The sequence below is a fragment of the Pseudomonas sp. KUIN-1 genome (assembly GCF_009176725.1).
Lineage (GTDB): Bacteria > Pseudomonadota > Gammaproteobacteria > Pseudomonadales > Pseudomonadaceae > Aquipseudomonas > Aquipseudomonas fragariae.
Genome location: NZ_AP020337.1, coordinates 4934417 through 4957796, shown reverse-complemented (window position 1 = coordinate 4957796; position 23380 = coordinate 4934417). Strand labels below are relative to the sequence as shown.

General features: G+C 58.0%; 17 protein-coding genes. 5 read left to right on the top strand and 12 right to left on the bottom strand.

All coding sequences use genetic code 11. From position 1 onward, the window contains the following. Positions 1-14: 14 nt before the first annotated feature. The 4 genes from KUIN1_RS22260 (at position 15) to KUIN1_RS22245 (ending at position 4459) form a co-directional block, all read left to right on the top strand. Positions 15-908: a glycine betaine ABC transporter substrate-binding protein gene (locus KUIN1_RS22260; RefSeq protein ID WP_103713601.1), complete on the top strand. Its 894-nt coding sequence runs from the start codon at positions 15-17 to the stop codon at positions 906-908. A 13-nt stretch (positions 909-921) separates the two neighbouring features. Continuing rightward, complete coding sequence (locus KUIN1_RS22255) at positions 922-1575, top strand: ABC transporter permease (protein ID WP_003400010.1); 654 nt, start codon at positions 922-924, stop codon at positions 1573-1575. After that, complete coding sequence (locus KUIN1_RS22250) at positions 1572-2738, top strand: osmoprotectant ABC transporter ATP-binding protein OsmV (RefSeq protein WP_024642528.1); 1167 nt, start codon at positions 1572-1574, stop codon at positions 2736-2738. The genes KUIN1_RS22255 and KUIN1_RS22250 overlap by 4 nt, the downstream gene beginning before the upstream one ends. 557 nt (positions 2739-3295) lie before the next feature. Then, entirely contained in the window at positions 3296-4459 is a 1164-nt protein-coding gene (locus KUIN1_RS22245; protein ID WP_003368674.1) for a type III PLP-dependent enzyme, read from the top strand. A gap of 61 nt (positions 4460-4520) precedes the next feature. Here KUIN1_RS22245 and KUIN1_RS22240 read toward each other — a convergent pair whose 3' ends face one another. The 3 genes from KUIN1_RS22240 to KUIN1_RS22230 form a co-directional block, all read right to left on the bottom strand. Further along, positions 4521-5330, bottom strand: a complete 810-nt coding sequence (locus KUIN1_RS22240; protein ID WP_003400020.1) for a hypothetical protein — start codon at positions 5328-5330, stop codon at positions 4521-4523. Positions 5331-5443: 113 nt separating this feature from the next. Further along, positions 5444-6436 (bottom strand): alpha-xenorhabdolysin family binary toxin subunit B, encoded by a 993-nt coding sequence (locus KUIN1_RS22235; RefSeq protein ID WP_003400023.1) that lies wholly within the window; start codon positions 6434-6436, stop codon positions 5444-5446. Between the two features lie 7 nt (positions 6437-6443). Beyond that, positions 6444-7688 carry an alpha-xenorhabdolysin family binary toxin subunit A gene (locus KUIN1_RS22230; RefSeq protein WP_003400026.1) on the bottom strand — a complete coding sequence of 415 codons (1245 nt, stop codon included), beginning with the start codon at positions 7686-7688 and terminating at the stop codon, positions 6444-6446. 341 nt (positions 7689-8029) lie between these two features. Here KUIN1_RS22230 and KUIN1_RS22225 point away from each other — a divergent pair, with 341 nt between their 5' ends. Then, entirely contained in the window at positions 8030-10552 is a 2523-nt protein-coding gene (locus KUIN1_RS22225) for a PepSY domain-containing protein (RefSeq protein WP_011268915.1), read from the top strand. Positions 10553-10687: 135 nt separating this feature from the next. Here the strand turns inward: KUIN1_RS22225 and KUIN1_RS22220 are convergent, their stop codons facing one another. The 9 genes from KUIN1_RS22220 to KUIN1_RS22180 form a co-directional block, all read right to left on the bottom strand. Next, a complete protein-coding gene (locus tag KUIN1_RS22220; protein WP_003400031.1) occupies positions 10688-11662 on the bottom strand; it encodes a peptide ABC transporter ATP-binding protein in 975 nt (324 codons plus the stop codon). Continuing rightward, positions 11662-12630, bottom strand: coding sequence for an ABC transporter ATP-binding protein (locus tag KUIN1_RS22215; protein ID WP_010436785.1), 969 nt, complete (start codon positions 12628-12630; stop codon positions 11662-11664). Before KUIN1_RS22215 ends, KUIN1_RS22220 begins: the two co-directional genes overlap by 1 nt. Positions 12631-12640: 10 nt before the next feature. After that, complete coding sequence (locus KUIN1_RS22210; RefSeq protein ID WP_002555194.1) at positions 12641-13552, bottom strand: ABC transporter permease subunit; 912 nt, start codon at positions 13550-13552, stop codon at positions 12641-12643. A 10-nt stretch (positions 13553-13562) separates the two neighbouring features. Next, a complete protein-coding gene (locus KUIN1_RS22205) occupies positions 13563-14573 on the bottom strand; it encodes an ABC transporter permease subunit (RefSeq protein WP_003400038.1) in 1011 nt (336 codons plus the stop codon). 74 nt (positions 14574-14647) lie between these two features. Further along, positions 14648-16243: an ABC transporter substrate-binding protein gene (locus tag KUIN1_RS22200; protein WP_024642524.1), complete on the bottom strand. Its 1596-nt coding sequence runs from the start codon at positions 16241-16243 to the stop codon at positions 14648-14650. A gap of 66 nt (positions 16244-16309) precedes the next feature. Continuing rightward, positions 16310-17725 carry an OprD family porin gene (locus KUIN1_RS22195; protein WP_024640036.1) on the bottom strand — a complete coding sequence of 472 codons (1416 nt, stop codon included), beginning with the start codon at positions 17723-17725 and terminating at the stop codon, positions 16310-16312. 156 nt (positions 17726-17881) lie between these two features. Next, positions 17882-19474: an ABC transporter substrate-binding protein gene (locus KUIN1_RS22190; RefSeq protein ID WP_116886873.1), complete on the bottom strand. Its 1593-nt coding sequence runs from the start codon at positions 19472-19474 to the stop codon at positions 17882-17884. Positions 19475-19792: 318 nt separating this feature from the next. After that, a complete protein-coding gene (locus tag KUIN1_RS22185; RefSeq protein WP_011268911.1) occupies positions 19793-21421 on the bottom strand; it encodes an ABC transporter substrate-binding protein in 1629 nt (542 codons plus the stop codon). A gap of 257 nt (positions 21422-21678) precedes the next feature. Continuing rightward, entirely contained in the window at positions 21679-23286 is a 1608-nt protein-coding gene (locus KUIN1_RS22180; RefSeq protein ID WP_024652359.1) for an ABC transporter substrate-binding protein, read from the bottom strand. Positions 23287-23380 lie beyond the last annotated feature (94 nt).

Here is a 23380-nt window from a genome sequence, read left to right as displayed (position 1 = left end):
GCGAAGGAATCCTCATGAAAAGAATATGCTTGTTTTTAGGCTTTGCCTTGCTGTTTCCGGCATTGGCCCAGGCTGCGGAAAAGCCGCTGTTACGTGTCGGCGCACGGGTGTTCACCGAACAGACCATGCTTGCCGAACTGACTGCGCAATACCTGCGGACCAAGAACTACGACGTGCAGATTACCGGCGGTCTTGGCAGCAATCTGGCGCGCAGCGCTCAGGAAAGCGGTCAGCTGGATCTGCTGTGGGAATACACCGGTGTGTCGCTGGTGGCCTACAACCATATCGATGAAAAACTCGACAGCGCCCAGACCTATGCGCGGGTGAAAGAAGTGGATGCGAAGAAAGGCCTGGTCTGGCTTTCTCCGTCGAAGTTCAACAACACCTACGCGCTGGCACTGCCGCAAAAAGTGGCTGACAAGTACCCGCAGGTCAACACCATGACCGACCTGACCATAGTGCTCAAGGACGAAGCCAAAGAGGGTCATGTCGTAGCGCTGGACACCGAGTTTGCCAACCGTTCCGACGGGCTGATCGGCATGGTCAAGCACTACGACATGAATCTCGGTCGTGAAAACACCCGGCAGATGGACGCCGGGCTGGTCTACACCGCGTTGCGCAACGGTCAGGTTTTTGCCGGTCTGGTGTACACCACCGACGGTCGTCTGAATGCGTTCAAACTGAAAGTGCTGGAAGACGACAAGCACTACTTCCCGGACTACACCGCGGCGCCGGTGATCCGTCAGGAATATCTGGATAAGCATCCGGACATCGCCACGCTGCTCAAGCCGCTGGCTGACCTGCTGGACAACCAGACCATGATCGACCTCAACGCTCGCGTCGACGTCGGCCATGAAAGCCCATCCGTTGTTGCCGCAGATTTTCTGCGCCAGCATCCATTGAACTAAGGAAGGAGACGATATGAGCTTCTTGAGCGCCTTCTCCCATCTGGACTGGGCACAGGTCCTGCAACTGACCTGGCAGCACATCACGCTGGTCGGCATCGCCGTGACCCTGGCGATTGTCGTCGGTGTGCCGCTGGGCGTGTTGATGACGCGTTTTCCAGCGCTGGCGGGCCCCTTGCAGGCCAGCGCCACGGTGCTGCTGACCGTGCCGTCGATTGCTCTGTTCGGCCTGCTGCTGCCGTTCTATTCCAAATTCGGCCAGGGCCTTGGCCCGATGCCGGCGATTACCGCGGTGTTCCTCTACTCGCTGCTGCCGATCATGCGTAACACCTATCTGGCGCTGACCGGGGTAGAACCGGGTATTCGCGAAGCCGCCAAAGGCATCGGCATGACCTTCGGCCAGCGTCTGCGCATGGTCGAACTGCCCATCGCCGTGCCTGTGATCCTCGCCGGTGTGCGCACTGCCGTGGTGATGAATATCGGTGTCATGACCATCGCCGCGACCATCGGCGCCGGTGGTCTGGGTGTACTCATTCTCGCTTCAATCAGCCGCAGCGATATGTCGATGCTGATCGTCGGCGCGGTCCTGGTCAGCATTCTGGCCATCATCGCCGACCTGCTCCTGCAATGGCTGCAACGCACGCTGACTCCAAAAGGATTACTGAAATGATCGAACTCCAGAACCTCTCCAAGACTTTCCAGAGCAACGGCAAAGAAGTGAAGGCTGTCGATTCGGTCAGCCTCACGGTCAACGAAGGCGAAATCTGCGTCTTCCTCGGCCCGTCGGGCTGCGGCAAGAGCACCACGCTGAAAATGATCAACCGCCTGATCATGCCGACCTCCGGCAAAGTGCTGATCAATGGCGAAGACACCACGGGCCTGGACGAAGTGACCCTGCGTCGCAACATCGGCTACGTGATTCAGCAGATCGGTCTGTTCCCGAACATGACCATCGAAGAAAACATCGTGGTCGTGCCCAAGCTGCTCGGCTGGGACAAGCAGCGTTGCCATGATCGTGCTCGCGAGCTGATGAGCATGATCAAGCTGGAGCCCAAGCAGTACCTGCATCGCTACCCGCGTGAACTGTCCGGTGGTCAGCAGCAGCGCATCGGCGTGATCCGTGCGCTGGCCGCCGACGCGCCGTTGCTGTTGATGGATGAACCGTTCGGCGCGGTCGACCCGATCAACCGCGAGATGATCCAGAACGAGTTCTTCGAGATGCAGCGCGCGCTGAACAAGACCGTGATCATGGTCAGCCACGACATCGACGAAGCCATCAAGCTGGGCGACAAGATCGCGATTTTCCGTGGCGGTAAACTGCTGCAGATCGATCATCCGGACACCCTGCTCGCGCATCCGGCTGACGACTTCGTCAGTAGCTTCGTCGGTCAGGACAGCACCCTCAAGCGCCTGCTGCTGGTCAAGGCCGAAGACGCCGCCGACAACGCGCCGTCGGTCAGCCCGGAAACTCCGGTTGCCGACGCACTGGAAGTGATGGACGAAAACGACCGTCGCTACATCGTTGTCACCGATAGCGAGAACAAGGCGATGGGCTATGTGCGTCGTCGTGACCTGCATCGCCAGCAGGGCACGTGCGCGCAGTTCCTGCGTGAATTCAACGCCACTGCCGCTTACGACGAGCACTTGCGTATCCTGCTGTCGCGCATGTACGAGTTCAACCGCGCCTGGCTGCCGGTGCTGGACGCCGAGAACGTGTTCCTGGGTGAAGTGACGCAAGAGTCCATTGCGGCGTATCTGAGCTCGGGCCGTTCGCGTGGCATGAAGACCAGCATTGTTTCGCCTGCGGACGTTGCAGCCGAAGCACAGGTGTAAGTCTCGCAATGTAAGCCCGGTGCCTGCGAGGTACCGGGCTTACACTGTTTCTGTACCTTTTCCCCGCGAACGACGCGTTATCTCCTGAATCTTTTATTCAGCGCCTCCTTCCTGATTCGTCAGCCGCCTTTGCTATCGGTAATCGCTGTGCTTGCCCGGCGCGCCCAGTGCTGATCCTTGTTTTTATTGGCAAACCCGACCTATCCAGCCATTCCCTTTCAGCCGCGGGTTATCCGTGCGGGGAACATCTGCCTGTCATGCAGGTCGGTTAAACAGGTCCTTGGGAAGGCAACTCGAGAGCCCTGTGCAAAAACGCGACATTTTTTGTTGATATCCGGCCCCTCAGGTCCTAAAGTTCGCGCCGAACGTCCATGCTGGAAACGATCCATCCGGCTCAAGTACTGACGACGAGACAGCAAGGCCAGGAAGGCAGCCCTTCAGGGCCTTTTTGCTTTCGGCGACATGCCTTGGGAAGTAGGCGAACCAAAGTGGGGATACGGAGGGCGTTCATTTGTACCCATTGACCAATACCGTTTGCCAATAGGAGTTCCAGCAGCATGCCGATCAATGTCGAAGACTACTACTCAGCCGAAACCTTCAAGAAAATGAAGGCGTTCGCTGACAAGCAAGAAACCCCGTTCGTGGTCATTGATACTGACATCATCAGCAAGGCATATGACGACCTGCGTGCGGGCTTCGAATTCGCCAAGGTTTACTACGCGGTCAAGGCCAACCCTGCCGTTGAAGTCATCAATCTGCTCAAGGAAAAGGGTTCGAGCTTCGACATCGCCTCGATCTACGAGCTGGACAAGGTCCTGAGCTGCGGCGTTGGTCCGGAGCGCATGAGCTACGGCAACACCATCAAGAAATCCAAGGACATTCGTTACTTCTACGAGAAGGGCGTGCGTCTGTTCGCCACCGACTCCGAAGCCGACCTGCGCAACATTGCCAAGGCTGCACCGGGCGCGAAAGTCTATGTGCGCATCCTGACCGAAGGGTCGACCACCGCCGACTGGCCTCTGTCGCGCAAATTCGGCTGCCAGACCGACATGGCCATGGACCTGCTGATTCTTGCCCGCGATCTGGGTCTGGTGCCTTACGGCATCTCGTTCCACGTCGGCTCGCAGCAGCGCGACATCAGCGTCTGGGATGCTGCCATCGCCAAGGTCAAAGTGATCTTCGAGCGTCTGAAAGAAGAAGACGGCATCGTTCTCAAGCTGATCAACATGGGTGGCGGCTTCCCGGCCAACTACATCACCCGCACCAACAGCCTGGAAACCTACGCTGAAGAGATCATCCGCTTCCTGAAGGAAGACTTCGGTGATGACCTGCCGGAAATCATTCTCGAGCCAGGCCGTTCGTTGATCTCCAACGCCGGTATTCTGGTCAGCGAAGTGGTACTGGTTGCCCGCAAGTCGCGTACCGCGGTCGAGCGTTGGGTATACACCGATGTGGGCAAGTTCTCCGGCCTGATCGAAACCATGGACGAAGCCATCAAGTTTCCGATCTGGACCGAAAAGAAAGGCGAAATGGAAGAAGTGGTCATCGCCGGTCCTACCTGCGACAGCGCCGACATCATGTACGAAAACTACAAGTACGGTCTGCCCCTCAACCTGGCCATCGGTGACCGCATGTACTGGTTGTCCACCGGTGCCTACACCACCAGTTACAGCGCAGTGGAATTCAATGGCTTCCCGCCGCTGAAGTCGTTCTACCTGTAAGCGCTGTCCTGATATAAAAACCCGCGAGTGATCGCGGGTTTTTTTTGCGTTTCATCCGGGGTCAGGCAGTCAGCTCCTGCCCAGTGTCGAACCCTTTGGAAAGACGCTGGATTTCCCGCACGTTGACCAGTAGCAGCCCTGATGCCAGGCGGTCACGCGAAGGTGTGTCGGCTTTACGTACGCCGATAATGCTGCCCACACAGGCCCAGAGCAGTTCCCACATTCGCGACAGGTAGGCACCCAGATTACTGGCGGCCGTGTAAGCGCGGGTGTACCACCCTGACGCTCGGTACGCATAACCTTGTGCACGAAACAGTCGTTCTTGCGCGTCGATCGCATCCGGTGCACCGAATGACAGCGGCAGGGCGTTTGCCAGATTTTCCCGGAGAGGGTTGCCCGGCTTCAGTCCGAACTTGCGGCTATAGCGAGAGATAGCGTCGTTCAGGAAGTCAATAAGTCGCGGCAGAATGGTGCAGATACCCTGGGTCAGTTTCTGTACGGTCTGTTCCTCGTTATCGAACTCGTTCTCGAACGCTATCAGCCGATCGCCTGCGGAGCCCCTCAGTTGCACGGCCAGCTTCTGGTGCTGCGTTGCATTTCCGGAAAACTGCGTGAGTTCTGCCGTCAGGGCGTCAAGTCGTCTGTGCATCGCCATCAACTTGGGCATAAGCGTTGACCAGACAGATAAGTCCTTGTAGGCCCTGTCAAGCACATTGCGTAGTTCGGGAATGGGGTCGGCGCTGCGTCCGGCCAGCGGCACCTGATCAAGATGGACCTTGAAAGAGCGGGTCAATTCCGGAAGCCTCTGCAAGACCTGCAGGTAAGTGGTGAGGTCCTTGAAGTCGCTTTGGTACAAGAGTTGTTCTGTCATGCTGGCCCCTCGAGAGTTGATGACTTTTTGGCTGCTGTCGAACGGCAGGTGTATAAACGCGGGTTGCAACGGGCGTACAGGCCATTCCCCTTGCAACCCGAGCTACGCTGCTATCAGCGAATGCGGCTCAAGTAGCCGATCAACTGTCGGCCCGACTCGATCAGGCGCATGCTGCGTTGGCTGTCATCGGATGTACCCGTGGTGTTGACGTCCAGAAAGCTGTCCAGCGCGTTTTTGATTTTCTGGTATTGCTCGACATAAGCGGCCCGTTGCTCGTCAAAAGCGTTGAAGCATTCAAGCAGTTCAATGCGCTGTGCGAACCCCATTTTGTCCTTGTCCAGGCTTGCCAATTGCTGGGACAGGGCATTGATGCGCTCGCGAAAACCATCACGGCGTTTGATCATCGCGATGAGGTTGATTCCCGCTGCACCCTTTTCCAGGGTCGCCTTCATTTGCTCGAGCGCCAGCATGATCACGGCGAGTTGCGGGGGCTGCATTCCCAGGCCGAGCACCTTCTCCGCAGTGATCAAGGTGTCCTTGGCAATACTCGCCAGCCCCTTGCTTTCCAGGGCGTCGATAGCGCTGCTCAGCACTTGACGCTCGTCTTTCAACTTCGCCAGGCTGGTGTGTGAAACATCGAGTTCGATGCCGACTTTTGCCATGTCACCTTCCAGACTCTGTACAAACTCAGCGGTCTGCTGTCGATCGATACCTTGCGTCAGTCCACTCACAGCATTGGCCAGTTGATCGGCCGTTGCAGTGACATTGTTCACAAGGCGCTGACACTGAGCGTCAATATCTTCCAGATCCTCGGCATCTATGGGAATAGCGGAGGGTTGAGCGTACTGCCTCAGCAGGGTGGTCTTCGACTCGATATCAATGATCAGCCGTTCAGCGTGTTCTCCGAGGCGCTGCTGTTCAGTGACGGCCAGGATGTTCAGGCGCGTGAGCTTTTCATAAAGGTTGGGCAGGTACTGGGTCTTGGCAAACAGCAGGTCTGCCTTTACCAGATTGTTACGCATGAGTTGCAGGCTGCGAGTCATGGCGGCGCGGTCAGGTGCTTGAGCCGAGAAGGCGGTGTCATTGAGCGTGAGCGTATTTTTCATTGTCGAGTTATCCATAAATCCGTTTATATTCTTCATCGGCTTCCTTGAACACATTAAGCAAGGCGTCCGAGTCATCTTCGATGGTCTTCCAGGGTTGAACGACTTGTCTGAAGTGATTCATAAATTGCCTTAAGGACAAGGCGTCGTTTATCTCGGACGCCGATCCCACAGACGCCTCAATGAACAGAAAAAGCTTGTTCCATACGGTAATCAGGTTTTTAGTGGCCACGTCGGCATCGACCACAATCGTCGCCAGGTTCTGCAAATTAAACTTTACCCTGCTCAATGAGCCCAGAATATTGTTCTTGTCTTGCAAGGTGTCTATGTCGGCGGCTTGTTGTGCGATTAATTCATTGCGCGCGTACCTGGCATTCTCAGCCTCGACGCCAAAGTAAATGCCCAGTGCCAGACCCGCAATGTTCAAGCTACTGACCGAATTCAACGATTGTTGTACCGTCGCCTTGTATTCCTTGTTCTTTTCATCGATGTCCTTTGCGCGCTGCTCGATATCCAGGGTCAGCTTCGCCACGTCGGCTGGCAGTGAGCTGTTGTCGATGGCAACCATCTTGCGTTGTATCTCGGGCCCGACATGCAGCGACAGGTCCAGGCCGAACTGATCCAGCTCCTTCTTGATGGTTTGGGCATCGGCCAGATTGGCGGTGATCAGGTCCAGTATATCGGTGAGGTGGTAGCCTATTTCCTTGGTGATCTCCTTATCGTTTTCATCCAGCGCGATGCCCGGGAAGTCCTTGCCCAGTTCAAGGGTCAAGCGTTTAACATCCTCCAGTGTCTTGATCTGATAATGGTCAACGATTTTCCCGGTCCGGATGTCGTCGTTGATCTCCTCCATGCTTTGGCCGTACACGAGCATCTTGCCTGCGAAGACTTTCAGTTTGCTGCCTATGCCCAGAAGGTCGGTGCGCAGAGGACTCCAGCGACGTGCATGCCGGTGGATAAGGTTGAAACTTTTCAGAAAGTCTTCAGGTTCAAGCCCGACACCGGCACCTTTTGAATAGCCGAGATAAACAATGACATCGTCCAGTTCAATGGGCAGAGCGAGGCCCGCCAATTCATATTTCTTGAGGTTGATAATCTGCTCTTTGGTCAGAATCAGACCGGGTGCACGGGTGACCTGCTTGTTAGTGGCAGACGACATCGTACCGAACAGTTCGGCCGTTTTTATCGCCTCATCCGCCTTGAGGTCACCGGATAAAGGTTCTGCCTTCACGACGTCATAAAACATTGGGTGCATGGATATGTCCTTATTTCCACTGGGAGAACAGAAATTGATCCCCTCCACGAGTTAATGTTCTCGTGCTGAAAAAGATTAGAGTTTCAGGGCGGAGGGCGTCAAAGCAGAAACATGGTTTAAAGATGTAAGACACCTGACTATTTGCAGTCAGCCGTCGTGGGCAACTGCCTTTTTAAATGGAGGTGGTATAGGGGTAGATTTAATGTTCTTTATAAGGATGTTTTTACTCGTCAGCGGCGCGACTGGACAGGGAAACCCGCGTTGCCTCGATTTAAAGATGAGAATGTGTCGCGGTTGGAGCATAATGCGCGCCGCAGCCCGCAGAGGGGGGAGCGTCGGCGTTGAAGAAAGTCCTGTTTCAACTGCACTGGTTCTTCGGGATCACGGCAGGTCTGGTGTTGACCCTCATGGGGCTGACCGGTGCGCTGTATTCGTTCGAGGACGAAATTCTCGATGCGCTGAATCCGAATGTGCTGTTGGTCGAGTCGCGCGGTGCCACGCTGCCGCCCGTCGAACTGGTGCGCAGGCTGGAAGCTGCGACCGGCCTGACGGTCGCTATTCTGCGTGTCGAAACCACCGGCAATCGTGTCGCTCAGGTCTTCTTCACGCCCAAAGCGGGCGAGCGTCGAGGCCCCAAGCGCAATTTCGATCCCTACACCGGCGAGCTGAAAGGCAATGCGGTGGGGGAAGGGTTTTTCGACTTTGTCCTGAAGCTGCACCGTTATCTGGCCGTGGGCGAGGCGGGCAAGCAGGTCACGGCGGCGTGTACGCTGATTCTGGTGTTCTTTTGCCTGTCCGGACTGTACCTGCGCTGGCCTCGCGCAGTGCGGAACTGGCGGGTCTGGCTGACGGTTGACTGGGCGAAGAAGGGGCGCAGTTTTAACTGGGACCTGCATTCGATCTTCGGCACCTGGTGCTTGTTGTTCTACCTGTTGTTCGCCATCACGGGGCTCACCTGGTCATATGACTGGGTGAGCAACGGCCTGAATAAACTGATCGGGGATCCGCCGCTCGAGGAGGGCATCGCTGCCCCAGCCAAGGCTGCCGGAAGATTGCCGCTGGTGGTCGATTACGTGGCGGTCTGGGACAGTATCCGGAAGACCGCAGGGCCGGACTTGCGGGCTTATAACCTGCGCCTGCCTGCTGCAGGCGGTCAGCCTGCCACCGTGTTTTACCTGCTCAAGGATTCTCCGCACCCGCGTGCGCTGAACACCATCACCCTTGATCCGGCCAATGGTCAGGTCAGCTCGGTTGTACGCTATGCCGAACGCAGTTTCGGTGCGCAATTACTGGCCAGCAATTACGCGCTGCACGTCGGCAGTTACTTCGGGCTCGTCGGGCGAATCATCATGACCGGCGCATCGTTGCTGATGCCGCTGTTCTTTATTACTGGCTGGTTGCTGTACCTGGATCGACGTCGCAAGAAGCGCGGTATCGAGCGTGCACGCGGCGATGTTCAGGGTGGTGATCACGACGATGAAGCGTCCTGGCTCGTCTGTTTCGCCAGTCAAAGCGGTTTCGCCGAGCAATTGGCCTGGCAGACCGCCGGCCAGTTGCAGGCTTCGGGATTGTCGGTACGCGTGAAGCGGCTGGGCGATCTGAGCGAAGAAGAACTATGCCGAAGCCGTAATGCCCTGTTCGTTGTCAGTACCTTTGGTGACGGGGAGGCGCCGGACAGTGCCCGACGTTTCGAGCGCAAGCTGCTGGGTAGTCCGCTTTCACTGAACCAGCTCGATTATGCCGTTCTGGCGCTGGGCGACCGGCAGTACCCGCATTTTTGCGGCTTTGCCCATCGTTTGCACGGCTGGTTGACCGAGCTGGGCGGACGCAGCCTGTTCCCGCCCGTTGAAGTCGACAGCGCCGATCCTGCAGCCCTGCAACACTGGCAGCAGCAATTGGGGCAGGTGACCGGTTGCGCGCCTGCAGCGCACTGGCAGGCACCGGTTTTCGAGAACTGGACGCTGACTCGGCGCGCGCTATTGAACGCTGGCAGCAGTGGTTCGAAGGTCTATCTGCTGGACTTGACGCCACCTACCTCGGCGCACTGGCAGGCGGGGGATCTGGTCGAGGTGATGCCGCGTCACACGCTGCGGGTCATCGAGCCGTTTCTCGCCGGGCTGGGTGTCGATCCGGATGCATTGGTCAGCGTGGATGGTTTGCAGGAGCCGCTCGCGCAGGCGCTGGCAAGCCGCCAGCTACCGCAGAACCGTGCGCATCTGGTGGGGCTGCATGCGCAGGCGTTGATCGATGCGCTGGTGCCGGTCTCCGTACGCGAATACTCGATTGCCTCGATTCCAGAGGACGGCTGTCTGCAGCTCATCGTGCGCCAGGAAGTGCATGCCGACGGCAGCCTGGGGCTGGGCTCGGGATGGCTTACCGAACACTGTGCCCTGGGCGGTGCCGTCAGCCTGCGTTTACGCCGCAACAGCAGCTTTCATCTGCCTGCCGAGCCGCTGCCATTGATCCTGCTGGGCAATGGCACGGGGCTGGCCGGTTTGCGCAGCCTGCTCAAGGCGCGTATCGCTCAAGGGCGAGTGCGCAACTGGTTGTTGTTCGGCGAACGTAACCGCGCGCATGACTTCCATTGCGGTGCTGAACTGCAGAGCTGGTTGCAGGCTGGCCATCTGACGCGTCTGGACCTGGCTTTTTCCCGGGATCAGGCAGAAAAGATCTACGTGCAGGATCGCTTGCGCGAGGCGGCCGATGAACTGCGTCTATGGCTCGACAACGGTGCAGCGATTTACATCTGTGGAAGCTTGCTGGGTATGGCGGCGGGCGTGGATCAGGTGCTGAACGAGGTGCTGGGCGAGCAGGCAGTCAGGGAACTGATCGAGGAAGGGCGTTATCGGCGGGACGTGTATTGACTAGCGAAGATCGGACGCAGAGCGTCCAGAACTGCGTGCCCACGCTGGAGCGTGGGCACGATAGTCTTGTAGCTTGTAGCTTGTAGCTTGTAGCTTGTAGCTTGTAGCTTGTAGCTTGTAGCTTGTAGCTTCCAGCTACGCCGCTACGAATTGCTCGGCGTAATGGCACGCCACCTGGCGGTTATCCACCAGACGCAGCTCCGGCACTTCGGCTGCACAACGCTCGGTCGCATAGGGGCAGCGCTTGTGGAAGGCGCAGCCGCTTGGCGGGTTGAGCGGATTGGGCAGCTCGCCGACGATCTTGATCTTCGGCTTGAGCGGGTCCGGGTGGATGGTCGGGGTCGCCGACAGCAGCGCCTGCGTGTACGGGTGCAGCGGACGGTTGTAGATCTCTTCCTTGGGACCCATTTCCGCAGGCCGGCCCAGGTACATCACCAATACCGTATCGGCGACATGACGCACCACCGACAGGTTGTGGGAGATGAACACATAGGCGGTGTTGAATTCCTGCTGCAGGTCCATGAACAGGTTCAGTACCTGGGCCTGAATCGATACGTCCAGCGCTGAAGTCGGCTCGTCCGCTACCAGCACTTTGGGCTGCAGCATCATTGCCCTGGCCAGCGCGATACGCTGACGCTGACCGCCGGAGAACATGTGCGGGTAGCGCTGATAGTGCTCAGGGCGCAAACCGACCTGGGCCATCATCGCCTGCACTTTCTCGCGGCGTTCGGCGGCCGACAGATTGGTGTTGATCAGCAGCGGCTCGCCGAGCTGATCCCCGACTTTCTGCCTTGGGTTGAGCGAGGCATAAGGGCTCTGGAAGACCATCTGCACGTCCTTGCGCAACTGCTTGCGCTCGGCCTTGCTGGCCCCGGCAACTTCCTGACCGGCGATTTTGAGCGAGCCGGATGACGGCTCTTCAATCAGTGTCAGCGCGCGCGCCAGTGTCGATTTGCCACAGCCGGACTCGCCGACCACAGCCAGAGTCTTGCCGGCTTCCAGTTCAAAGGACACCCCGTTAAGCGCACGCACCAGCGCCGAGCCCTTGAACAGGCCGCGGGAAACTTCGTAGTGACGGGTAAGGTCGCGGGCGGTCAGTACGACGCTCATTACGCCACCTCCTGATTCAAGGGATAGAAGCAGCGCGCCAGGCTGTGCGCCTTGGGATCAAGGGCAGGGCGTTCGGTACGGCAGTTGTCGCGTACGTACGGGCAGCGCGGAGACAGCAGGCAACCCTGTGGACGGTCATAGCGGCCCGGGACCATGCCCGGCAGCGTGGCGAGGCGCTCGGCGCCCATGCTGTGCTCGGGAATGGCGGCCAGCAAGGCTTCGCTGTACGGGTGGGCAGGGACATCGAACAGCCCAGGCACCTGACCGACTTCGACGGCCTGACCGGCGTACATCACGCAGACTCGCTGGGCGGTTTCGGCCACGACAGCCAGGTCGTGAGTGATCAGCACCAGTGCCATGTCCTGCTCTTTTTGCAGGCTCAGCAGCAGCTCCATGATCTGCGCCTGGATGGTCACGTCCAGCGCGGTAGTCGGTTCGTCGGCGATCAGCAGTTTCGGTTCGCCGGCAATCGCCATGGCAATCGCCACACGCTGGCTCATGCCACCGGACAGTTGGTGCGGGTAGGCATTCAGGCGCGCAGCGGCGCCAGGGATCTCGACCTTTTCCAGCAGTTCCAGTGCACGCTGGCGTGCGGCCTTGCCCGACATGTTCAGGTGCTGGCGCAGCACTTCCTCGATCTGGAAACCCACGGTATAGCTGGGGTTCAGAGCGGTCATCGGGTCCTGAAAGACCATCGCCAGGTCTTTGCCGATGATGCGTCGACGCTGCCGCGAGTTGAGCTTGAGCAGGTCGTTGCCGTCGAAATTGAGCGCGTCGGCGGTGATGATGCCGGGGGAGTCGATCAGCCCCATCAGCGCCATCATGGTCACCGATTTACCGGAACCCGATTCGCCGACGATGGCCAGTACTTCTCCCTTTTCGACGCTCAGGGACAGGCCGTCCACAACAGGTACGGCCTTGGCGTCGCCGAAGCGGACGTTGAGATTCTTGATTTCAAGAAGTGACATGCGAATCTCCTCAGGCGGCGTTCTTGAGTTTCGGGTCCAGCGCATCGCGCAGACCGTCGCCCATCAGGTTGATTGCCAGCACGCTGAGCAAAATGGTCAGACCGGGCAGGCTCACGACCCACCAGGCACGTTCGATGTAGTCGCGCGCCGAGGCGAGCATGGTGCCCCACTCAGGCGTCGGTGGCTGTACGCCCAGACCCAGGAAGCCCAGCGCTGCGGCATCGAGAATCGCCGACGAGAAGCTCAGGGTCGCCTGAACGATCAGCGGTGCCATGCAGTTGGGCAGCACGGTGATGAACATCAGGCGTGGCAGTGTGGCGCCAGCCAGACGGGCAGCCGTCACGTAGTCGCGGTTCAGCTCGCCCATCACCGCAGCGCGGGTCAGACGAACATAGGAAGGCAGCGACACGATGGCGATGGCGATTACGGTATTGATCAGGCCTGGGCCGAGGATCGCCACGATGGCCACAGCCAGCAGCAGCGAAGGCAGGGCGAGCATGATGTCCATCAGGCGCATCACCGAAGGGCCGAGCACGCGAGGGAAGAAGCCCGCCAGCAGGCCCAGCAGAATGCCGGGGATCAGCGACATGACCACCGATGCCAGACCGATCAGCAGCGACAGGCGCGAACCCTGGATCAGACGTGACAGCAGATCGCGGCCCAGTTCGTCGGTACCGAGGATGAATTGCCATTGGCCGCCTTCGAGCCACACCGGAGGCGTCAGCAGGAAGTCGCGGTATTGCTCGCTCGGGTCATGGGGTGCAACCCAGGGCGCGAACAGGGCGCAGAACACGATCAGGATCATGAACAGCAGGCCGGCAACCGCGCCTTTGTTTTTCGAGAAGGCTTGCCAGAATTCTTTGTACGGGGATGGGTAAAGCAGGCTTTGATCGACTGCTACCGCAGGAGTAGGGGTGCTCATATCGATGATCTCAGCGCTGGTGACGAATGCGTGGGTTGGCAAAGCCGTAGAGGATATCCACCACGAAATTGACCAGGATCACCAGACAGGCGATCAGCAGAATGCCGTTTTGCACGACCGGGTAGTCCCGGGCGCCAATGGCTTCGATCAACCACTTGCCGATACCCGGCCAGGAGAAGATCGTTTCGGTCAGTACCGCACCGGCCAGCAAGGTACCGATTTGCAGACCGAACACGGTCAGTACCGGAATCAGCGCATTGCGCAGGCCATGAACGAATACCACACGGGCAGGCGACAGGCCTTTGGCTCTGGCGGTACGCACGTAGTCTTCACGCAGCACTTCGAGCATCGACGAGCGAGTCATCCGGGCGATCACCGCGAGCGGGATGGTGCCCAGTACGATGGCCGGCAGAATCATGTGGTGCAGGGCATCGAGGAACGAACCCTGTTCGTCACTGAGCAGCGTGTCGATCAGCATGAAGCCGGTGACCGGCGGAATGTCGTACAGCAGGTCGATGCGCCCGGAAACCGGGGTCCAGCCCAGCGTTACCGAGAAGAACATGATGAGGATCAGGCCCCACCAGAAGATCGGCATGGAATAACCGGCGAGGGAAATCCCCATGACCCCATGGTCGAACAGGGACCCTCGCTTGAGTGCGGCGATCACCCCGGCCAGCAGGCCGAGAATACCCGCGAAAATCAGCGCCGCCAGCGACAACTCCAGGGTTGCCGGGAACAGCGAAGTGAATTCGGACCAGACACTGGTGCGCGTACGCAGCGATTCACCGAGGTCGCCCTGGGCGAGCTTGCCGATGTAATCGATGTACTGGGCGTAGAGGGGTTTGTTCAGACCCAGACGCTCCATGGCCTGAGCGTGCATTTCCGGATCGACACGGCGCTCACCCATCATGACTTCGACCGGATCGCCCGGAATCAGACGAATCAGGGCGAAGGTCAATAAGGTGATGCCGAAGAAAGTGGGTATCAGCAACCCCACTCGGCGGGCGATAAAACTAAACATCTTGGTGTGTACCTCATCAGCCGGTTAGGCGTGCTCCGGCGAGTCTCGGGTTATGAGCTCGCCGGATTATTTTTCTACTTCACCTGGGTAGTGGCGAAGTTGTTATTGGTCAAAGGGCTTATTTTAAAGCCTTCGACATCTTTGCGCATTGCAACGAAAAGTTTCGGGTAAGCCAGGCTGATCCAGGGCTGTTCTTGATTGAACACTTGTTGAGCCTGCTTATAGAGGGCGGCACGTTCCGCCGGTTCGGTTATTTTTCGTGCTTGAGTGATTGCGTCCTCGAACGCGTTGTTGCACCAGCGGGCATAGTTCTCGCCATTTTTGGCCGCGTCACAGCTCAGGTTGGGCGTGAGGAAGTTATCCGGGTCGCCATTGTCGCCAGCCCATCCGGCAAAAACCATGTCGTGTTCGCCATTTTTGGCGCGCTTGAGCATTTCGCCCCATTCCATGATGCGAATGTCTATCTTGATCCCGACCTTGGCCATGTCCGACTGAAGCATCTGTGCGCCTACCATCGGGTTCGGGTTGGTCACCGCGCCGCCATTTCGAGCAAACAGGGTGAATACCTGACCCTCAGGTACGCCGGCTTCCTTGAGCAGCGCACGGGCCTTGTCAGGATCGTATGCGGGGCTCTTGCTAGCGGTGTCGTAACCCATCATGGTCGGTGGATACGGGCCTACACCCTCAGTGGCCTTGCCTTCGCCAAACAGTGCCCTGATGTACGATTTCTTGTCGAAGGCCAGATTGATCGCCTGCCGCACGCGCACATCGCTCAGGTATTTGTGCGAGGTGTTCATGGCCAGGTAGCTGGTCATCATGGACTCCATCTCGTCGATCTTGAGATTGGGGTCAGCCTTGATGTTGGCAATATCGTCAGGTTTTGGGTAAAGCGCAACCTGACATTCATTCGCCTTGAGCTTTTGCAGGCGTGTGTTGTTGTCCAGAGTGATGGCAAAGATCAGTGCTTCACTCGGCACTTTGCCTTTCCAGTAATTCGGGTTGGCTTTATAGCGGACTTGGGCATCCTTGGCATAGCGAGTCAGGATGAACGGGCCGGTGCCAATCGGTTTGCTGTTGAGTTCGGCGGTCTTGTTGCTCTTGAGCAACTGGTCGGCGTATTCGGCGGAATAGATCGAGGTGAACGGCATCGCCAGATCACGCAGGAATGGCGACTCGGGATGCGCAAGGGTGAACTTGACGGTGGAGTCGTCAACTTTTTCGACGTCCTTGAGCAAGTTCTGGAAGCCCATGCTTTCAAAATAGGGGTAGCCGACCAGCGAAAGTGCGTGCCACGGATGCTTGGGGTCCAACTGGCGCTTGAAGCTCCAGACCACGTCATCGGCATTCATTTCGCGGGTGGGCTTGAAGTAGTCGGTGGTCTGGAATTTGACGCCCTTTCGCAGTTTGAAAGTGTACGTCAGACCGTCGGGGCTGATGTCCCAGCTTTCAGCCAGGCCCGGTACGGTATCAGTGGTGCCTGGGGTGAACGCTACCAGACGTTCAAGAATGGTTTCGGCCGAGGCATCTGCCGTGACGGCGGTCGTGTACTGCACGATATCGAAACCTTCAGGGCTCGCTTCGGTGCAGACCACCAGCGGTTTGGCCGAAACGGTTGCGGCGGCGCTAAGCAGCGCAATGGCAATCGACGCGCGGAGCGATAGCAGTTTCAATAGAAGCCTCCTTGTTGATCGAAGAAGCCGTGACTGACCCTGTGTCAGCCGCGGCTACGGGACCGCTTAAAGAATGTTGAACGGAACGGTGGTCACCAGACGGAATTCGTTGATGTTGCCATCAGCCTGATTCTCGCTGGCGCGGTGGGTGGTGTAAGTGGCGCGGATGGCAGTAGCCTTGAGCGGGCCGGACTGCACGGAGTACGACGTACCGATACCGTATTCGTAGTGAGTCTCGCCGTCCATTGCGTTTACGCCGCTCGGTGTCCGAACGCCATTGATGGTCTGGACGTCGCCGTAGACGTTGCCTTTGTATTTGGTGCCGTCGATGTCCCAGCCACGAGCCTGGTAGATGTTGAATTTCAGACCCGGCACGCCGTATTCGGCCATGTTCAGTACGTAGGCGATCTGCAGGGATTTCTCGTTCGGGCCGTTGAAGTCCGAGAGCAGGGAGTTGGCCAGGAAGATCGCGTTGGTGTCGTGCGCATAGTCGAAGTACTCATCGCCAGATACTTGCTGATAGGCAAGGCTGATGCTGTGAGCATTGTGTGTACCGGTGAAGGACAGGCTGTAGGTATCGTTGTCGATAGGGCCCTGTTTGCTTTGACCGGAGTCCTTGGTCTTGTAGTAGTTCAGGTTGGTGCTGAGCGCCAGCGCCTTGCTGTCACCCAGTTCGTGGGTGAAACCGAAGTAGTACTGGTGCCAGAAATCTTCCAGATTCGATGCGTAAAAGCTGGTTGTCAGGCTGTCGGTCGGCTTGTAGTCAGCGCCGAACATGTCCAGACGGTCCGCGGTCTGGCTGCGATCACCGTACTCGGAGCGGAACTTGTCCAGGCTCTGCTCCATACGTGGCGATACGCGGTCGAAACTACCGGCTTGAAAGGACAGGTTATTCAGCTCGTCGCTCTGTACGGCAACACCCTGGAAGCTGGAGGGCAGTGCGCGGTTGCCGATGAAGGCGATGACCGGGGTGTTCACCGATTGGCGACCCATGGTCAGTACGGTGTTGGAAACCCGCGCCTTGACGTTACCCAGGCCCATCTTGCTCCACTGACCGACTGCATCGCCGTCGCTGTGTGCCAGGGTACGGTTGGAGTTGCCGGCAAAGTCGTCGGTGTCACGGTCCAGCGCAATGGCGTTGTACAGCGCCAGTTCGGTGGAGAAACCTACAACACCCTGGGTGTAACCCGAGGTGTAGTTGACGATGGTGCCCTGCTGCCAGTTGATACGACGCGAGGTCTGCTCGGCAATGCCGTTGTCGTTGTAGCGGAACACTTCGCCGCGACGTTTGAGTTCATTGGCGTACCAGTTACGGGTCGTGCCGGTCAGGTGTTGATCTTCGATAAAACCGTTGGCGTCGGCCTGTGCATTCTTTGAACTCAGCTCGGTCGGTACGAACGTCTGGCTTGCCGGTTCAGCCTGAACCAGTGCGCCAAACGACGAGAGAGACAATGCCAATAACGCAGTGCTAGTTGTTTTCACGATGTGCAGCTCCCTTTATCACTTTTTTATATGCCAGTTCTTTGAGCCTGGCTTTTGGTGGTGCAGGACTTTGGGTCCTGCGTTGTTATAGGTATCGACGCGCAAGTACCCGCTCTCGCCGTGACACAAGACGGCGAGGGCGTGCGGAGTTTTCGATCAATCGACGATGCTGACGCCTGAAAAGTTGTTGCGACCGAACGGGCTGACATGGAAGTCCCTGACCTCGGCGCGCAATGGCTGATTGACGGTCGAGTGGGCAATCGGTGTGATCGGCACCTGCTCCTTCAGGTAGCGCTGCGCCCGTTGGTACAGTTCGGTACGCTTCACGCGGTCAGTGGTCGCAACCGCGTCCTTGATCAGGTCGTCGTATTTCTTGTCGCACCACATCGAATAGTTGTTGCCGCCAATCGCGTCGCAGCTGTAAAGCGTGCCCAGCCAGTTGTCCGGGTCACCGTTGTCGCCGGTCCAGCCGATCAGCGAGATATCGTGCTCGCCGTTTTTGGTGCGTTTGAGGTATTCACCCCATTCGTAACTGACGATCTTGACCTTGATACCGACCTTGGCCCAGTCGGCCTGAAGCATTTCAGCCATCAGTTTGGCGTTGGGGTTGTACGGACGCTGAACCGGCATGGCCCACAGGGTTAGTTCCGTGCCTTCCTTGACGCCAGCGGCACGCAACAGGGTCCTGGCTTTTTCCGGGTCGTAGGGGGCGTCCTTGATGCTGTCGTCATAGGACCACTGGGTCGGTGGCATGGCGTTGACTGCCAGTTGCCCCGCGCCCTGATAAACCGCGTTGATGATCGCCTTTTTGTTGACGGCCATGTCCAGCGCCTGACGGACTTGCAGCTTGCCCAGCGGTTCGTGGCGCACGTTGTAAGAGATGTAGCCGAGGTTGAAGCCTGGCTTCTCGATGACCTGCAGGCTTTTGTCTGCCTTGAGGCTGGCGAGGTCCGCCGGACGCGGGTTGACCGAGACCTGGCATTCGTTGGCCTTGAGCTTTTGCATGCGCGCGGAGGCGTCGGTCACGATGGCGAAGATCAACTGGTCGATTTTCACCCGGCTCGGGTCCCAGAATTCCTTGTTGCCCCTGTAGCGAATCTGCGAATCCTTCTGATAGCGCTGAAACACGAACGGCCCTGTACCGATAGGCTGCTGATTGATGTCGCGCACGTCGCCCTTGGCCATCAGCTGTTCGGCGTACTCGGCGGAGAGAATGCCGGCGAAGTTCATCGCGATGTTCTGGATGAATGCCGCATCGACCGTATTGAGGGTGAAGACGACGGTCAGCGGGTCGGTCTTCTCGACGGACTTGATCTTCTTGTTCAGGCCCATGCCGGTGAAGTAGGGGAACTCGGTCGGGTAAGCGACACGGAACGGATGATCGGGCTTGAGCATGCGATTGAAGGTGAACAGCACGTCGTCGGCGTTGAAGTCACGGCTGGGCTTGAAGTTCTTGTTGCTGTGGAACTTCACGCCCTCGCGCAGATGAAACGTGTAGACCAGGCCGTCTTCCGAGGTGTCCCAGGAAGTCGCCAGCGCTGGAACCACGGTGGTATCGCCTTGCTTGAATTCGGTGAGTCGATTGTAGATCGGCTCGGATGCATCGTTATCGGTGGAGGAAGTGTATTGAGCACCGTCGAAGCCAGCCGGGCTCGCTTCGGAGCAAAACACCAGATTGCTTGCCGCCTGGGCAAACGGGGCCAGTGCCAACAGTCCCAGGCACGACGTCATCGCAAGAGTTTTACGCATGATGATCCCTATCCTCGAAGGATGAGCCGAGGCTCTAATATCTAACTGGCCCAAAGGCGTCGCCCCACGCAATTTTGCACGACATGCCCGGTACACCTGGACACGAAGCGGCGGGCTTCCCGCCATTGCCGCTGCCCTTCGACGGTAAGTCGTCAGAGGCACGCGGTATATAGGCTCGAAGGCTGCAAAGCTCGTAGGAAATATCTTAGTGATAGTAGAAGAATGCCGTTATCGGCACGTTTCAACCCATCGCTCGGGGCTTATATTCAAGTAGAGCGGTTTGCTGCGCCGGGTGAGCGGCGCAGCAAACAGTCGCTTTTACTTGCCGCTCACGCTCACACCGTAAAAGGAGTTCAAGCCAAACGGGCTGATCTTGAAGTCCTGTACTTTGGAGCTCATGGGTTGATAGACCGTCGAGTGCGCAATAGGCGTCATTGGCACGGCGTCTTTCAGGAGGTGTTGCGCCTGCTTGTACAGTTTGGTGCGCTCGGCCTGATCGGACGTTTGCTTGGCCTGATGGATCAGCGTGTCGAACGGCTTGTCGCACCATTTGGCAAAGTTGTTGCCATTGACGGCGTCGCAGCCGAACAGGGTGCCGAGCCAGTTGTCCGGGTCACCATTGTCACCGCTCCAGCCAATCAGCATGGCGCCGTTCTCGCCATTCTTGGCGCGCTTGATGTACTCGCCCCATTCATAGCTGACGATCTTGGCGTTGATACCGATCTTCTTCCAGTCGGACTGGAGCATTTCGGCCATCAGTTTGGCGTTGGGGTTGTAAGGACGCTGAACCGGCATCGCCCACAGGGTGATTTCGGTGCCTTCCTTGATGCCGGCTTCCTTGAGCAGCTGGCGAGCTTTCTCGGGATCGTACTTGGCGTCCTTGATGGTGGTGTCATAGGACCACTGGGTCGGCGGCATGGCGTTGACCGCCAATTGACCAGCACCCTGGTAAACGGAGTCGATGATCTGCTGCTTGTTGACCGCCATGTCCAGCGCCTGACGCACTTCCAACTGAGCCAGCGGGTTTGGATGGTCTTCGCCCTTGATCTGAGGCATCACGTTGTAGGCGATGTAACCCAGGTTGAAGCCCGCCTGATCAGGCATCTTCAGGTTCTTGTCAGCCTTGAGCGGTTCGAGGTCGGCAGGACGCGGGTAGGCGGTGATCTGGCATTCGTTTTTCTTGAGCTTCTGCATGCGCACCGAAGCATCGGTGGTGATGGCGAAGATCAGATTGTCGACCTTGACGTCCTCAGGCTTCCAGTAATCCTTGTTGCCGGTGTAACGGATGTTGGAGTCTTTCTGGTAGCTCTTGAACACGAACGGGCCAGTGCCGATCGGCTGCTGATTGATCAGCTCCGGCTTGCCTTCCTTGAGCAGCTTGGCGGCGTACTCTGCGGACTGGATGGACGCGAAGCTCATCGCCATGTTCTGGATGAACGCGGCGTCGACCATGCCCAGCACGAACTTGACGGTGTGATCGTCGATCTTCTCGATCTTCTTGATGTTGGTGTCCATCGCCATATCGGTGAAGTACGGGAATTCGGTCGGGTACGCTTTGCGGTAAGGCATGTCCTTGTCGATCATGCGATTGAACGTGAACAGCACGTCATCGGCATTGAATTCACGGGTCGGCTTGAAGTACGGCGTGGTGTGGAATTTGACGCCTTCGCGAAGGTGGAAGGTGTACGTCAGACCATCTTCGGAGATGTCCCATTTGGTCGCCAGGCCCGGCACTACGGCGGTGCCGCCGCGCTCAAACTGACTCAGGCGGTTGAAGATGGTCTCTGCCGAGGCGTCGAAGTCAGTACCAGTGGTGTATTGACCCGGATCGAAGCCCGCTGGGCTGCCCTCGGAACAGAACACCAGATTCGATGCCGCGTGAGCGAAAGGTGCGCTGGCGAGCAAGCTGGCGCCGACCAGAAACGGAATGACCGCGTGTTTGAGCATGGTTGCCTCAGTTGTTGTCATTTTTGATTAGAGGGAACGACCTCGTGAGCCGATCCGTCCGATACTTATGCAGGGGCCATACCCAAAGCAAGACAGTGAGGCGAAAGAAGCGACAAAGAGTGGCACGATCGTACAGGAATGTCGCGAAAGTGTAACTTTCTTGGTAGTTGATCGTTTGCGCGACGCTTTTTCGATTATTTCGCGCACCAATAAGGCGCAACCGGGTGAGAAAAATGCACCCGGTTGGCGCTGTGTTGTTACTTCACTGTTCCCAGGCTGACACCATAAAAGGGTGTCAGACCGAAGGGACTGATCTTGAAGTCCTGCACTTCCTGGCGCATCGGCTGAAACACCTTGGAGTTGGCAATCGGGGTGATCGGCACCTGCTGCTTGAGAATGTGTTGAGCCTGTTGATAGAGCTTGATGCGTTCATCGCGGTTGCTGGTCAGCTTGGCCTGCTGCACCAGCTTGTCATAGGCCGGGTCGCACCATTTGGCGTAGTTGCTGCCTTTGACGGCTGCGCAGCTGTAAAGCACGCCGAGCCAGTTGTCGGGGTCACCGTTATCACCGGTCCAGCCGTAAATCATCGCGTCATGCTCGCCGGCCTTGGCGCGCTTGATGTATTCGCCCCATTCATAGCTGACGATGTTGGCCTTGATACCGATTTTCTCCCAGTCGGACTGGATCATCTGTGCCGACATGCGTGCATTGGGGTTCGACGCGCGCTGCACAGTCATGGCCCACAGGTCGATTTTGGTACCCGGCGCTACACCTGCTTCCTTGAGCAGCTGCCTGGCTTTGGTCAGGTCGTGCGGGGCGTCCTTGATGGTCGGATCGAAGCTCCACTGACCCGGCGGCAGCGCATTTTCAGCCAGCTGGCCCGCGCTCTGATAAACCGCTTTGATGATCGCCGGCTTGTCGATGGCCATGTCCAGCGCCTGGCGGACCTTGAGCTGATCCAGCGGCGGATGCGTAACGTTGTAGGCCACGAAGCCCAGGTTGAAGCCTGGCTGGCTGAGGACCTTGAGTTTCGGGTCCTTTTTCATCTCCTCGATGTCCTGTGGACGCGGATAGCCGCTGACCTGGCATTCGTTGGCCTTGAGCTTCTGCAGGCGCACGGCGGCATCACTGCTGATCGAGAAGATCAGGTTGTCGATCTTCACATCCTCCGGCTTCCAGTACTGGGTATTGCCGACGTAACGGATCTGCGAATCCTTCTGGTAGCGCTTGAAGACGAACGGACCAGTGCCGATGGGCTTCTGGTTCAGGTCTTCGGCCTTGCCTTCCTTGAGCAGCTTGTCTGCGTACTCGGCAGACTGAATGGATGCGAAGCTCATGGCCAGGTTCTGCACGAAGGCCGCATCGATGTTGTTCAGGGTGAACTTGACGGTCAGCGGGTCGACTTTCTCGACGCTCTTGATCGTCGTATTCAGGCCCATGTCGGTGAAGTAGGGCGACTCGGACGGATACGCCTTGCGGAACGGGTGGTTGGCATCGAGCAGGCGGTTGAAGGTGAACAGCACGTCATCGGCGTTGAACGTGCGCGTCGGGGTGAAATAATCCGTGGTATGGAATTTCACGCCATCGCGCAGGTGAAAGGTGTAGGTCAGGCCATCCGGCGAAACGTCCCAGCGCGTGGCCAGACCCGGCTCCACTTCCGTACCGCCACGCTTGAACTGGGTCAGACGGTTGAAAACGGTTTCGGCCGAGGCATCGAAGTCGGTGCCGCTGGTGTACTGGCTGGGGTCGAAACCGGCCGGGCTGGCTTCAGAGCAATACACCAGCGTGCTTGCCGCGTGGGCCAAAGGCGCGCAGGCCAGCAGCGCGGTGGTCAGCAGCAGCGGTTTGAAAAGTGTGTGTCCCATGGATCCCTCGCGTGGTACGGCAGTAACCGTGCTTGAAAGTCGACAATCAGCTAGACAACGGATAGTGCCGTACTTGGTCGGGGTCGGACAATAC

Bases quoted from the DNA above. Each gene is read 5' to 3' on its own strand.
- KUIN1_RS22260 (WP_103713601.1), top strand. From the start codon at position 15: ATGAAAAGAATATGCTTGTTTTTAGGCTTTGCCTTGCTGTTTCCGGCA.
- KUIN1_RS22180 (WP_024652359.1), bottom strand. From the start codon at position 23,286: ATGGGACACACACTTTTCAAACCGCTGCTGCTGACCACCGCGCTGCTG.
- KUIN1_RS22255 (WP_003400010.1), top strand. From the start codon at position 922: ATGAGCTTCTTGAGCGCCTTCTCCCATCTGGACTGGGCACAGGTCCTG.
- KUIN1_RS22185 (WP_011268911.1), bottom strand. From the start codon at position 21,421: ATGCTCAAACACGCGGTCATTCCGTTTCTGGTCGGCGCCAGCTTGCTC.
- KUIN1_RS22240 (WP_003400020.1), bottom strand. From the start codon at position 5,330: ATGACAGAACAACTCTTGTACCAAAGCGACTTCAAGGACCTCACCACT.
- KUIN1_RS22205 (WP_003400038.1), bottom strand. From the start codon at position 14,573: ATGTTTAGTTTTATCGCCCGCCGAGTGGGGTTGCTGATACCCACTTTC.
- KUIN1_RS22235 (WP_003400023.1), bottom strand. From the start codon at position 6,436: ATGAAAAATACGCTCACGCTCAATGACACCGCCTTCTCGGCTCAAGCA.
- KUIN1_RS22210 (WP_002555194.1), bottom strand. From the start codon at position 13,552: ATGAGCACCCCTACTCCTGCGGTAGCAGTCGATCAAAGCCTGCTTTAC.
- KUIN1_RS22190 (WP_116886873.1), bottom strand. From the start codon at position 19,474: ATGCGTAAAACTCTTGCGATGACGTCGTGCCTGGGACTGTTGGCACTG.
- KUIN1_RS22230 (WP_003400026.1), bottom strand. From the start codon at position 7,688: ATGCACCCAATGTTTTATGACGTCGTGAAGGCAGAACCTTTATCCGGT.
- KUIN1_RS22215 (WP_010436785.1), bottom strand. From the start codon at position 12,630: ATGTCACTTCTTGAAATCAAGAATCTCAACGTCCGCTTCGGCGACGCC.
- KUIN1_RS22245 (WP_003368674.1), top strand. From the start codon at position 3,296: ATGCCGATCAATGTCGAAGACTACTACTCAGCCGAAACCTTCAAGAAA.
- KUIN1_RS22250 (WP_024642528.1), top strand. From the start codon at position 1,572: ATGATCGAACTCCAGAACCTCTCCAAGACTTTCCAGAGCAACGGCAAA.
- KUIN1_RS22220 (WP_003400031.1), bottom strand. From the start codon at position 11,662: ATGAGCGTCGTACTGACCGCCCGCGACCTTACCCGTCACTACGAAGTT.